This window comes from Stenotrophomonas sp. LST15-1-1.1 (assembly GCF_040815575.1).
GTDB lineage: Bacteria > Pseudomonadota > Gammaproteobacteria > Xanthomonadales > Xanthomonadaceae > Stenotrophomonas > Stenotrophomonas lactitubi_B.
The window spans coordinates 267332-280028 of the sequence record NZ_JBFPNJ010000030.1; the positions used below are offsets into that span (position 1 = coordinate 267332).

The 12697-nt window shown below is 68.0% G+C and carries 10 protein-coding genes; 3 read left to right on the forward strand and 7 right to left on the reverse strand.

Going from position 1 to position 12697, the window contains the following annotated elements; translation table 11 throughout:
* Positions 1 to 12 precede the first annotated feature (12 nt).
* Positions 13 to 1458, forward strand: a complete 1446-nt coding sequence (locus MRBLST15_RS16055) for an FAD-dependent oxidoreductase (RefSeq protein ID WP_180164675.1) — start codon at positions 13 to 15, stop codon at positions 1456 to 1458.
* On the opposite strand, the gene MRBLST15_RS16060 is transcribed toward MRBLST15_RS16055, so the two are convergent.
* Positions 1444 to 3876, reverse strand: coding sequence for a response regulator (locus tag MRBLST15_RS16060; RefSeq protein WP_414716157.1), 2433 nt, complete (start codon positions 3874 to 3876; stop codon positions 1444 to 1446). The two genes, MRBLST15_RS16055 and MRBLST15_RS16060, sit on opposite strands and share 15 nt — an antisense overlap.
* 154 nt (positions 3877 to 4030) lie before the next feature.
* Between MRBLST15_RS16060 and MRBLST15_RS16065 the strand changes: the two genes are divergently transcribed.
* Positions 4031 to 4900 carry a methylglyoxal synthase gene (locus tag MRBLST15_RS16065; protein ID WP_265951969.1) on the forward strand — a complete coding sequence of 290 codons (870 nt, stop codon included), beginning with the start codon at positions 4031 to 4033 and terminating at the stop codon, positions 4898 to 4900.
* Positions 4901 to 5342: 442 nt separating this feature from the next.
* On the opposite strand, the gene MRBLST15_RS16070 is transcribed toward MRBLST15_RS16065, so the two are convergent.
* The 3 genes from MRBLST15_RS16070 to ttcA are packed head-to-tail and all read right to left on the reverse strand — an operon-like array spanning position 5343 to position 8020.
* Positions 5343 to 6122 carry a M48 family metallopeptidase gene (locus MRBLST15_RS16070; protein ID WP_180164681.1) on the reverse strand — a complete coding sequence of 260 codons (780 nt, stop codon included), beginning with the start codon at positions 6120 to 6122 and terminating at the stop codon, positions 5343 to 5345.
* Between the two features lie 59 nt (positions 6123 to 6181).
* The gene (locus tag MRBLST15_RS16075; RefSeq protein WP_089241793.1) at positions 6182 to 7087 is read right to left on the reverse strand and encodes a recombination-associated protein RdgC; all 906 of its coding nucleotides are present in this window, start codon (positions 7085 to 7087) and stop codon (positions 6182 to 6184) included.
* 36 nt (positions 7088 to 7123) lie between these two features.
* Positions 7124 to 8020, reverse strand: coding sequence for a tRNA 2-thiocytidine(32) synthetase TtcA (ttcA, locus tag MRBLST15_RS16080; RefSeq protein WP_367786746.1), 897 nt, complete (start codon positions 8018 to 8020; stop codon positions 7124 to 7126).
* Positions 8021 to 8110: 90 nt separating this feature from the next.
* On the opposite strand from ttcA, the gene MRBLST15_RS16085 reads away from it, so the two are divergent.
* On the forward strand, positions 8111 to 8314 hold the full coding sequence (locus MRBLST15_RS16085) for a YdcH family protein (RefSeq protein WP_265951095.1): 204 nt from the start codon (positions 8111 to 8113) through the stop codon (positions 8312 to 8314).
* Between the two features lie 181 nt (positions 8315 to 8495).
* Here the strand turns inward: MRBLST15_RS16085 and MRBLST15_RS16090 are convergent, their stop codons facing one another.
* From MRBLST15_RS16090 to MRBLST15_RS16100, 3 genes are read right to left on the reverse strand one after another with little or no spacing between them, the layout of a single operon-like run.
* On the reverse strand, positions 8496 to 8852 hold the full coding sequence (locus MRBLST15_RS16090; protein WP_312705977.1) for a hypothetical protein: 357 nt from the start codon (positions 8850 to 8852) through the stop codon (positions 8496 to 8498).
* On the reverse strand, positions 8849 to 11485 hold the full coding sequence (plsB, locus tag MRBLST15_RS16095; protein WP_367786748.1) for a glycerol-3-phosphate 1-O-acyltransferase PlsB: 2637 nt from the start codon (positions 11483 to 11485) through the stop codon (positions 8849 to 8851). The genes MRBLST15_RS16090 and plsB overlap by 4 nt, the downstream gene beginning before the upstream one ends.
* Complete coding sequence (locus MRBLST15_RS16100; RefSeq protein ID WP_367786750.1) at positions 11485 to 12438, reverse strand: hypothetical protein; 954 nt, start codon at positions 12436 to 12438, stop codon at positions 11485 to 11487. Before MRBLST15_RS16100 ends, plsB begins: the two co-directional genes overlap by 1 nt.
* Between the last annotated feature and the right edge of the window lie 259 nt (positions 12439 to 12697).

Consider the following 12697-nt stretch of genomic DNA (forward strand, 5'->3'; position numbering starts at 1 on the left):
GCCGAGACGATCATGAGCCGCAAGCACGCCTTCCAGTTCCTCGACCTGCCCCGGACCATGCCGCAGCGCATCCCGGTCGAACTGCGCACCTCCGGCGACTGGGGCGAGCTGTACGGAAAGTTCGGCAAGGAAGATGCGCAGTACCAGGCCGGCCGTTGCCTGGACTGCGGCAACCCGTACTGCAGCTGGAAGTGCCCGGTGCACAACGCCATCCCGCAATGGCTGCAGCTGGTGCAGGAAAACCGCATCCACGAAGCGGCCACGCTGTGCCACAGCACCAACCCGCTGCCGGAAGTGTGCGGCCGGGTGTGCCCGCAGGATCGCCTGTGCGAAGGCAGCTGCACGCTGGAGGAGTTTGGCGCAGTCACCATCGGCGCGGTGGAGAAGTACATCGTCGACACGGCACTGGCCACCGGCTGGCGGCCGGACATGACGGCGGTGCAGCCCACCGGCCACACGGTGGCCGTGATCGGTGCCGGCCCGGCAGGCCTGGCCTGTGCCGATCGCCTGGCGCATGCCGGCATCACCGCGGTGGTCTACGACCGCTACGAGCAGGTCGGTGGCCTGCTGCAGTTCGGCATCCCCAGTTTCAAGCTGGACAAGGACGTGATCCGCCGCCGCCGCGACGTGCTCGAAGGCATGGGCGTGCAGTTCCGCCTCGGCGTGGAGATCGGCCGCGACATCAGCCTGCAGCAGCTGCTGGACAGCCATGATGCGGTGTTCGTCGGTACCGGCGCCTACCGCTACACCGATGGTGGCCTCGACGGCCAGGACCTGAAAGGCGTGCTGCCGGCACTGCCGTTCCTGGTGCAGAACAGCCGCATCGTCGGCGGCGATGATCCGCAGGGCCGGCCGATCGCCGGCTGGGAAGACCAGATCGCCCTGCCTGACCTCAATGGCAAGCGCGTGGTGGTCCTCGGCGGTGGCGACACCGGCATGGACTGCGTGCGCAGTGCGGTGCGACTGGGCGCAGCCAAGGTCACCTGCGCCTACCGCCGCGACGAAGCCAACATGCCGGGCAGCGCGCGCGAAGTAGCCAATGCGCGCGAGGAAGGCGTGCGCTTCCTGTTCAACCGTCAGCCGTTGTCGATCGAAGCCGGTGCCGATGACGAAGTGATCGGGGTCACCGTCATCGAGACGCGCTTGGGCGAGCCCGATGCCAACGGCCGCCAGAACGCGGTGCAGATCGAGGGCAGCGAATCGCTGCTGGAAGCGGACGTGGTGATCATCGCGTTCGGTTTCTCGCCCAGCGTGCCATCGTGGCTGGCCGAGCATGGCGTGGAGGGCCAGGCGAACGGGCGCATCCTCGCCGGAGGCAAGGGCAAGCTGCCCTTCCAGACCGCCCATCCGCGCCTGTTCGCCGGTGGCGACGCGGTGCGTGGTGCCGACCTGGTGGTGACCGCAGTGGCCGAAGGTCGCGACGCCGCCGCCAGCATCGTCCGGCTACTGGCGCACTGACAGACCGGCCAGCGGTGTCAGCACTGCGGCGAGCGTGGCGTGCAGTGCGTCGCGCTCGACCGGCTTGGCGATGAAATGATCGATGCCAGCGTCGAGGCAGGCCTGACGGGTACTGTCGAGCACGCTGGCGGTCAACGCGATGATCGGTACCCGCGCTGCGTCGGCCCGTGGATCGGCGCGGATCGCGCGGGCCAAGGCAAAGCCGTCCATGCCCGGCATGTGGCAATCGGTGATGACCAGCGCGAAGCGGTGTGCCTGCCACGCCTGCCATGCCTGCTCGCCATTGGCCGTGGCATGCACCTGCAGGCCCAGTTCCTGCAGCCGCTGGACCAGCAGCTGCAGGTTGGTGGGATGGTCTTCGGCGACCAGTACCCGCACCGGCGGCAACACTGGCAGGCCCGCCGCATCATCACGATGCTCCACCAATGGCGCCTCGCAGGCCGGCAGGTACAGGTCCAGCCACACCGTGGTGCCCGCGCCCGGCGTGCTGCACAGGTGCAGTTGTCCGCCCATCGATACCGCCAGTTCACGGCAGATCGCCAGGCCCAGGCCGCTGCCACCAAAGCGCCGGGTGGTGGACGCATCGGCCTGGGTGAACGCAGCGAATACCGCCCGCTGGCGCTCGCGGCTGATACCCACTCCGGTGTCGGTCACCTGCAGCCGCAGCTGCTGGCCATGCTCGTGCTGCTGCAGCACCCGCACCTGCAGGTCCACCCCGCCCTGCAGGGTGAATTTCAGCGCATTGCCCGCCAGGTTGAACAGGATCTGGCGCAGGTGCAGCGCATCCGCCAACGACCCACGCTGAAGCACGGGATCCACCTCGCAGCGCAGATGCAGACCTTTGCTTGCCGCCACCGGAGCCAGCAGGCGCTGCACCGCCCGCAGCAGTCCGGCCAGATCGGTGGGCAGGCACTGCGGTGACCGTGGCCCGGACTGCAGGCGTTGGCTGTGCAGCACGTCATCGAGGATCTGGCGCAGCATCTGCGCGGCATCATCGATGGTCGCCAGTACCTGGCGCTGGCGCGCATCCAGTGCGCCGCTGCCCAGGCACTCCAGCATCCCCAGCAGCGTGCTCATCGGCGTGCGGATCTCGTGGCTCATGGTGGCCAGGAAATGGGCCTTCGCGGCCGCATCCTGCTCCGCATCACGGCGGGCATCGTTCAGTGCCTGCGTACGTGCGCGCGCCTCGGTGACGTCCATCCAGTATCCACTCCATTCCACGCCGCTGTCGCTGCAGGCAATCGGCCGCCCGTGGGAACGTACCCAGCGCCAGCCGTTGGGGCCGCGCGTGCGGAAGGTGATGTCGATGGGCCCGCGCACCAGCGCGGCGGCGTCAACGCAGGCCAGTACCGAGCGGCGATCCTGCGGATGGACTGCAGCCAGCAGGCTTCCATGGTCGACCCGCGCGGTATCCACGCTGACCCCGAACAGGGCGTGCACGTCGCCTGCAATGTGGGGAACGCTGTACTCGCCGGTGCTGCTGCGCCGCGCCTGGTACACCACCGCCGGCAGGTTGGCGGTGACCTCCTGCAGGCGTTGTTCCAGCGCCTGCCTGCGCAGGCCTTCGCGGTGCAGTCGCCAGTAACCGAATGCATACACCAGGCCCATTGTCAGCAGCGCCAGCAGCACGGCGATCGACCCGCGCAGGGGCGACACCGGCGCGAAGCCACGGCGAGGGGATGTCGAGATCCAGTGTGCCCGCAAGGCCTCGCGCTGCTCCGGCGTCATGCCTGCCTGCAGCTGGTTGAAGCGTGCCACCAGATGCGCGCATGCCGGCAGTGCGGCCAATACCAGTGAATCACTGAAGCCGGCCGGCGCTGCCACGTCCAACCCGCCGCCAGGCTGACTGCGCAGCGTGGCTTCCACTTCCACAAGATTGCCCACCACCGCATCGACCTGGCCGCTGCTCAGCAGCTGCAGTGCCTTGTCCAGCGACGCCACCTGCAGCAGTGGCACCTCCGCACCCGATTCCTCCAGCATCCGGGCAAGTGGCACGATGTCGGGGCTGGCCACGCCGCGACCGTGCAGTCCATCCAGGCCGATGATCGGCAGCGCATCAGGGCGTCGCACGATCACCTGCGGCACCTGCAGGTAGGGCACGCTGACCACCCAGCCTTTCGGTTTCTGCGCGCGTGGCCAGCCGAGCACGGCGTGCGTCCCGGCAGGCAGCGCGCCGGCAGCCAGCGCCGTCGCCGCGACCGGTGTGGCGCGCAGCGTGGCGTACTGCTCCTGCAGCAGCGCCAGGTAGACCGCCACCAGGCCCTGTGGCGCGTCGTCCAGACTGGATGACAGCGGTGCACGATCGGCGGGGTAGGCAAGCAGGATGGGGCCTTGGCACTGTCCGGCCCAGGCCGGCGCCGACAACAACGACAGGGCGACGATGCGGGCCAGGGCGCCAGCGACATTCACGGTGGACATCCTCATGTCGCATGCAGGGGCATGGCCGCATCGCGGTACGACCTCCTGCCACGCTAGCGAAGCATTTCCCAGCAACAATGAGGAAATGTGTAAAACGCTCCGAAACCGCCAATAGCGACATACACTGCCGCTTCTACCGATCCCGGAGCTCTCGATGCGCATCGGCCTGGCCGCCAACCGTCTCCATCACCACGACGCGCGCGCGGCACTGTTCCGCTGGCTGCGCGCCAGCGAACCCGGGCTGCGCGAACTGGGCGTGACCCTGTGTGCGGTCGGGCGTACCCACGAGGCGATCGAGCGCAACGGGTTTCTTGCCGGTTACGACGGTCTGCAGCGCTATCCGTACGGTCGCGAAGGCGGGTTGATGAAGCTGGTGGCCGAAGTGGTGGGCATGGGCGCCGAGCGTACGCTGGACGGTGCGGTCTACCTGATGGATCCGGTCGATCCCTCCTCGGTGTTCCCCGAGGCGACCGCGCTCAAGCGCCAGTGCGTGATCCACGGCAAGCCGTTCATTTCCACCGTGGCCACCGCCCGCGACTGGATCGAGGTTGAGCGCATCCATTCGGGCCTGGCTGCCGATGCAGGCGCCGACAATCTGCATGCGTTCGAAGGGCAGACGCTGGCGCTGATCGCACACGATGCGATGAAGCCAGCGATGCTGGCCTTCGCCGATGAGCACTTTGACGTGCTGGCGCGCTTCGGCGAACGCGTAGCTACCGGCACCACCGGCCAGCGCTTGAACGAGCTGGCCTGGAGCCGCGGCTGGCCCGCGGACAGGGCGTGGGTGACGCGCTACCAGAGCGGTCCGATGGGCGGCGATGCGCAGATTGCCGACCGCGTGCTGGAAGGTCGTTGCCAGCGCGCGATCTTCTTCGAGGATCCGCATGTGGCGCGCCAGCACGAAGCGGACATCCAGCTGCTGGAGCGGGCGGTGACCACGGTGACCGATCAGGCGGTGTGCATCACCGCTCCGCGGGTGGCGGCGCGATGGGCGGAGGCGGCGGCATTGCGCGCGGGTCGATAAGGTCTGCGGCCAACGGCTGAGCCCCTCGTGGCGCAGGGGCACAATCAAAAGCCGCGCTTGGCCGGGCGGGTGGGCCATGCAGGGGACGCTGCAAGTACCCCTCCGGGGCCCGGCCCAGCCGCTGGCGGCTGTGCGTTCGGTCGCTTGCGAAGCAGTGCTTCGCAAGCAAAGCGCCCTCACCCTTGTAAGCTCGATGGCGCCATCCATGGCGCCAACGCCCCTGCATGACCCACCCGCCCGACCTCAGACAGTTTCCGTGCCACCACGGAAGAGAAAAAGAAGAGCAGGGGCAAAGCGGGTCGCGCGCTGTGCGCGCTTCAGTAGCCACAGCCCATGCTCGGCCGCTCGATACCCTCTCTGGAGTGGAGCCCCTTCTGTTGAAGGGGCGCGCCGAAGGCGGGGGTAGAGGAAGAATGCGCGGGCAGCTGCTGTAGCGCGGGCGCTACAGCAGCTGCCGGAGCATTGCTTTCAATCTGCGCCCTTCCAGCTGGAAATAGTCGCGCTGCGCACGCCAGTCAGGGAAGCGTTGTTCCACTTCGTGCCAGAACGCCGGCGAGTGATTGGCCTGGATCAGGTGGCAGAGTTCGTGCACCAGCACGTATTCGAAGGCGGCGGGGCTGCCCAGTACCAGTGCCAGGTCCAACGCCATGCTGCCGTCGGGGGCCAGCGAGCCCCATTGCGAGGACATCACCTTCAGGCGCAGACGGCTGGGCGCGCGCGGCAGGCCGGGCAGGTACTTCGGCAGCCAGCGGCCGACGTCGGCGCGGGTCTGTGCTTCGTAGAACTCGCGCAGCAGGCGGCGCAGGGTCGCGTCGCCGCCACGGCTCGGCCATTGCACGCAGGCGCCGTGTTCGTCGATTTCCAGTCGTGCGTAGCGGCCTTCCTGCCAGCGCAGCGGTAACAGTTCGCCGCGCAGCGGCAGCACACCGTCGACACCAGGCTGCAACGCGGCGGGCAGTCCATGCCCCTGGTAAAGGCGCAGCTGCAGGCCCAGCCAGTCACGATGCTGTTCGAGGAAGCGCTCGCCCATCACCAGGCTGGCGCGCGGCGGCAGTGTCAGTCGTGCACCGCGCTCATCGACGCTGAGCTTGATCCGGCGCGCGCGCGGATCGCGCACGCGCAGTACTTCGATCTCGACATCCTCCAGCCGCAGGCGAACGGTGTCGCGCTGTACGGTGGCGGGAGGGACCGGCGAGATCAGGCGGCGCAGCAGACGGCTCATGGTCCCAGCATAGCGCCGTGCGGGGCCGCCGGATGACCGGCGGCCGACGGCCTGCCTGTTCAGTCAGCCTTGCTGAGCTTGAAGGCTTCTTCGAGCAGCAGGAACAGGCGGCGGATCTCCGCGCTCTGCAGGGCAAAGCGGGCGTCGAACTCGGCACGGCGGCCGTCTTCGTCCGCGTGCTCCAGCTGGTCCAGCGCACCGTCCAGGAACTTCAGCTTGCGCACGATCAGGTCGTCGCCCAGCACGAAGGACAGGTTGTCCTCGAACACCAGGGCCAGCTTGGTCACCTGCTTGCCAGCGTCCAGGTGCTTGTCGATCTCGTCGCAGCGCAGTTCCTGGTGCTGGCACTTGACCACCGCGCCGCCTTCCACCGGGTCCTTCATCTCGCACTCCTCGCCCAGGCTGAAGCCGGTGGGCAGGGGCTCGCCGGCGATCCAGCCGGTCAGGATCGAGCGCGGCGCGACTTCGGCATTCAGCGGCATTGCCGGGAAGCTGCCGAGCAGGCCACGGATGTCGGACATGAAGTATTCGCCGGTCTTGCGGCTGGAGGTGTCCACCACCACGTAGCCGTGCAACTGGTCGATGAAAGCGTCGTTGCGGGAGGACTTCACGAAGGCGCGCGGCAGCAGTTCATGCAGCAGGTCGTCCTTCATGCGCTTGCGCTCGCGGCCACCGGGGCGGCGGCCTTCCTTCTCTTCGATCTCTTCCAGCTTGCGCTCGAGCAGGTCGTTGACCACCGCGCCGGGCAGGATCTTGTCCTCGCCACCGACGGTCAGCCACAGGTGTTCGGCAATGCGGTGCGAGAGGGCTTCCTTCTCTTCGCGGCCGAACGGCGAGATGAAACCACGCGAGTTCATTTCCAGCGCGCCGACCGGCTTGAGCAGGGCGTGCGGCAGCAGGGTATCGACTTCGGAAAAATCAGTGGAGGTCGGGAAGCGGAAGAACGTCAGGTTGCGAAAGAACATGGAATTCCGGTGTCTGAAGAAGAAGGGCGCCCGACCTTAAACGGCAGGCGTCTCGGGAACTGCGTCGGCCAGCCAGGCATCGGCAAGCGCCGCATCGCCACGGCGGCCCAGGGCCATGAAATCGAACAGGGCGGCATCGGCCAGCTGCGCAGGTCGCACGTCGGCCATCGCCCGTGCGATCTGTTCGATGCGCCCGGGATGGTCCTGGTCCCACTGCTTGAGCATCAGGCCGACCTGCCGACGCTGCAGGTTTTCCTGGCTGCCGCACAGGGTGCAGGGGATGATCGGGAAGCGGCGGGCCTGCGCGTACTGCGCGATGTCGTGCTCGCGCACGTACGCCAGCGGGCGGATCACCACGTGCTGTCCATCGTCGCTGAGCAGCTTCGGTGGCATGGCGGCCAGCTTGGCATGGTGGAACAGGTTCAGGAAGAACGTGGCCACCACGTCATCGCAATGATGGCCCAGGGCGATCTTGCTGAAGCCGTGCACCTTGGCGTGGTTGTACAGCGCGCCCCGGCGCAGGCGCGAGCACAGCGAACACATCGTCCGGCCTTCCGGGATGACCCGGCTGACCACCGAATACGTGTCCTGCTCGATGATCTGGTACGGCACGCCCAGCCCTGCCAGGTACTCCGGCAGGACGTGCTCGGGGAACCCGGGCTGTTTCTGGTCCAGGTTCACCGCTACCAGTTCGAACGGCACCGGCGCCTTTTTCTGCAGCTGCAGCAGCAGGTCCAGCAGGGTGTAGCTGTCCTTGCCGCCGGACAGGCAGACCATGACCTTGTCGCCTGCTTCGATCATGCCGAAGTCGGCGATGGCCTGGCCGACCTGGCGGCGCAGGCGCTTGCCCAGCTTGTCCGCCCCGTGCCCGGCCACGCGCGGGTCGCGCGAAACGCGCTGCGGGGGATCGGGCAGGGAGATCACGGCGGACATGGCTCCATTCTACCGGCTTGCGGCAGCCCGGACCCGGGGTCGGGATTCCCCTCTCCCGGCAGTCATCGTCGCTGTGTATGCTCGGAGACCGTGGACACCTACAACCCCGCCGAAATCGTCGAACGCCTGCTCGCCCTGCGCGCGGAGCATCGCTCGCTGGATGAACAGATCACGCGCATGGCCGCCAACGGCGAGGATGAGCTGGAGTTCAAGCGGCTGAAGCGGCGCAAGCTGCAGTTGAAGGACTGCATCACCAAGCTGGAAAGCCTGCAGATTCCGGACGAGCCGGCGTAACCGGTGGCCCATCCACGCATGGCGTGGATCTACTGCAGGCCCGTGCCCGGCCCGAAGTCCGGTAACGACCCGACAATCTGTGGATCCACGCCATGCGTGGATGACGCGACCCGGCACACCTGGATCCACGCCATGCCGGCACATCCCGGTAGATCCACGCCATGCGTGGATGCGGCCTGCTTCAACGCGGCAGCACCAGCTCCGCATTCCAGGCCGCCTCGCCGTCCACGGTCAGATCGCAGCGGCGCACGTTGCCGGCACCGGTACAGCGCAGCCCCAGCGGATGGCCGTACCAGTCCCCGGCAAGACCCTGTCGCGCAGCAGGTTCATCACCACTGATGCGCACCTCGTCGGCCAGCCAAAGGTGGTAGTGCGCCGGTTGCCCGGCCTTTGCCTCGATACACAGGCGCACCGGGGCATCGGCCAGCCGCCCGGGCAGGTTATCGTCCACGCAGACCTCTGCAGCCTGCACCGAAGCAGCCGCAAGGCCTGCGGCCGCGATCAACGCGGCCAGGCCCGACAGGCGCCGCAGGTTCAATCCTGCGGTGCCGGTTCGTCCGGGCGCGCGGCTTCCGGGCTCACCCGTTCGATGGTGTGGCGCAGTTCGCGGCCGAGGATGAACTTGGCATCCTTGGCCCAGGCATCCAGCCGCTCGTCGAACAGCAGCTTGCTGTTCTCGTCCGGCCACACCAGGCGCAGCTCGCGCAGCTTCTGGATGAACCCGCGGAACAGCGACTTGTCGAAGAACTCCGGCGCGGCCGGCGCATAGAGCAGGCTCAGGCGCTGCGCGGCCTGCTGGCACAGGCTTTCCAGTTCGGCGGCGCCGAGCGTGCCCGGGCCATTCTTCACCAGCACCGAAATGGCGATGTAATAGCGCTCGAACGCCTGCTGCAGCGAATGCCCGATCGCCCGCAGGCGGAACACTTCGTCGGTCTGCCCGGTGTTGCGCGCAAGGATGCCGCCGTCGTCTTCGTTGACGTTCTGCAGCAGGCCCTCTCGCACGAACACGTCGATGGTCTGGTCGATGCGCTGGGCGAACTCGTCCTCGGTCCAGGGCAGGAACAGTTCGGCCTGCAGGAACGGGTACACCGTGCGGCCCAGCTGGACCAGGCCGGTGCGGCTCATGCGGCGGTTGTTCTGGAAGCAGCAGGCCACCCACGACGACGCGGTGAACAGGTGCACCACGTTGTTGCGGAAATAGCTCAGCAGCACCGCGGTATCGCCACTGACGCTGAGCACGTCGCCCAGCGGGTGCTTGATGCGGGTAAGGACGTTGATCTCTTCGGCGTGGGCGATGATCCGCTCCGGCGAGTGCGGGGTCACCGTCACCCGGCCCGAATACGGCATCTCCACCAGCAGGGTCTTGCACAGCTCGATCTGCGCGATCAGGTCGGCCTCGCCCATCGCATGCTTGGGCGTGGACAGCAGGGCCAGCGCCAGCAGATTGATCGGATTGACGTCGGCGGCGCCGTTGATACGCACCTGGATGCGTTCGGCAAGGGTGTCGACGGTGGTCGACAGCCACGAGGGCTTCTCGTCCTCGGACACCGCCTCGCCGCCCCACTCCGGGGCCTTCTCGGCCAGCACGTCGTTCAGCGCGATCGGCTCACCGAAGTTCACCACCACCTGGCCGTAGTTCTGCTTGAGCACCTTGGGGATGCCCCACAGCAGCTGCCAGATCGATTCCTTTTCCTTCGGCCGCCCGGACAGTTCATCCAGGTAGCTGCCGCCTTCCATCAGCTTCTCGTAGCCGATGTAGATGGGCTGGAACAGCACCGGCTTGCGGGGCTGGCGCAGGAACGCACGCAGGGTCATCGAGATCATGCCGCCCTTGGGCTGCAGCAGGCGACCGGTACGCGAGCGCCCGCCCTCGACGAAGTATTCGATGGAATAGCCGCCTGCGACCAGCTGCGCCACATACTCGCTCAGCACCGCCGAATACAGCGCGTTGCCACGGATCGAGCGGCGGATGAAGAACGCACCGCCCTTGCGCAGCAGGGTGCCGACCACCGGCAGGTTCAGGTTGATGCCGGCCACGATGTGCGGTGGCACGATGCCGCGGTCGTACAGCAGGTAGGACAGCAGCAGGTAGTCCATGTGGCTGCGGTGGCTGGGCACGTAGACCACTTCGTGGCCCGGCGCGGCGGCCTTGAACTTGTCCAGGTGATGCACCAGCACGCCGGCGTAGATGCGGTTCCACACGTGGCTGAGCATGAAGCTGGCCGAGCGCACCACCGGGCTGGAATAGTCCGCGGCGATTTCCCAGGCGTAGGCGTGCGCCTTCTTCCAGGCATCGCTGGTTTTGCTGTTGTCGCGCTTGGCCTGGGAGGCGATCGCTTCGCGCACCGTCTCGGCGGCCAGCACCTGGTCCACCAGCAGGCGCCGGGTCGACAGGTCAGGACCGATCACCGACTCGCGGATGCGGCGGAAATGGGTACGCAGCACGCGTTGCAGCTTGCGCACCGTACGCTCCGGCTCCAGGCCCTCGTCGATGGTCGAACGCAGCGAGATCGGCGGTGCGAAGCGGACGATGGTGTTGCGGCCGTTCAGCAGCAGGCCGAGCAGGCGGCGGAAACGTCCGACCAGCGCCCAGTTTTCCGAGAACAGCACGGCGAACCAGCCGCTCTGCTTGTCCGGGGCGCGACCGACGAAGATCGATACCGGCACCAGGTGCACATCCAGGTCGTCGCGCACGCGATGGGCCTGCAGGACCTTGGCCAGCGAATCGGAATGGGTCTTGGCGCCGCGCTGTTCGGGAATCAGCGAGTTGCTGGAGCTGCGGCGCGACAGGGCCAGGTAGGCGCGCTTGCGGCCGGTGGGGTCACCGGCCAGCGGCACCAGCGGCGACGGCAGGCCGGCCTGGCGGCAGGCCTTGTCCAGGATCAGCGCGTTGGACAGGCCGTAGTCTTCCAGTACGTACACGACCGGGCGGCCATCGTTGTACTGGCCCGGGTCTTCCGGCTCGATCTTCAGCGACAGCCAGGGTTCCACCAGGCGCCCCAGCAGGCGCGCCCACAGCGGGCGGCGGCCGGCAGGACGCGCGTGCGCGGGCGTCGCCGCCGGCGGGGTGCCGGCGTCGGTCGAGGGGGACGCCGGCGCCATGTCGGCGGGCGTCGGCTGGGATTCTTCGCCGGGGAACGGCAGCGGGTTCTGTTTCGACATCGACGTCATTATGGCTTAGCCGATGGCGTTGCCGCTTCCCCATCGGTTGTGGGGGCGGGCACAGGGTCCGGAGCAGCGGCGGCGCGCGCGGCATCGGCCTGGCGCAACAGGGCGTCGGTATCGGCCAGAGTGCGGGTCAGGTACCAGTGGCCCTCGCGCCGGCTCAGCGGCACCTGCACGGTCATTGCGCGGCCGGCAAGCTCGTACTGCAGGCGCACCAGGGCGTTGTCGCCTTCTACCGACAACAGCTCGCCACGCACGCTGCGCAGCGCCTCGTCCACGCCCAGGCCGTAGCTGGCCAGCACGGCTTTCACTGTCTGGATGAAGGGCGCCAGCTGCTGCAGGCTGCCTTCCATGCCCGCAGCCTGAAGGCCGGCGTCGTCCTGGAAGCCGACCTTGGCCGCGGCACCGACGAGCGCAGCGATGCTGCTGCGGGCCCTGGCACGGTCGCTGATCGGCGCGTCCTGGGCCCACGCCGCCAGGGTCTGCACCAGCTGGATGTAATGCGCCTGCTGGCCAGGCGTGTAGCCCTTCTGGTGCCGCAGGTACTGCACACCGAAGTTGCCCATCGACTGCGCGGCCTGGCGCACGGCGCGGGCCTGGCCGGCCAGCTGGCGATCGAAACTGCGCTGCAGCTGCACGCTGGCACCCGGCTCGCGCAGCGCGGCCAGCATCGGCAGCAGCTGGTCGCCGAGCGGCAGCCCCGTCAGCGGCCACTGGCTGTGGCCGTCGGCCCAGGCCTGCTGCAGGCGCTGGTACTGGCTGGGGGGCACCGACAGCTTTGCGTAGCCGACCAGGTCGTCCTCGGCCAGCCGTTGCGCCATCGCCTGCACCGCGGCGACAGGCTCGGCCGGCGCGGCGGCCGGATCACTGCCGGATTCACGGCACGCGGCGATGGCCAGCAGCAGCATGGCCGCCAGCCCCCATCCCCGCGCAGACCTTCCTCGCACTACAACGCTCATGCAATCGGACTCCCCGGACCGGTCCGCATCTTGCGGCCTGCGACGTGACAGCGGCAAGCCGGGGCGTCACGGTTTCTGCCATGGCCCGCGCTGCGCGGTGGATTCGCGCCATGTGCCGACGGGTCCTGCCCGCACCGGGCGGATAAAAAAAGAGCCCGGATCACAGGGATCGCGGACTCTTCAAACCGGCGCAAGGCCGGTGGACAGTTGTGGCGCATGTCCGGCCCGAAGACCGGATGGCGGCGATCCTACGCTGCCC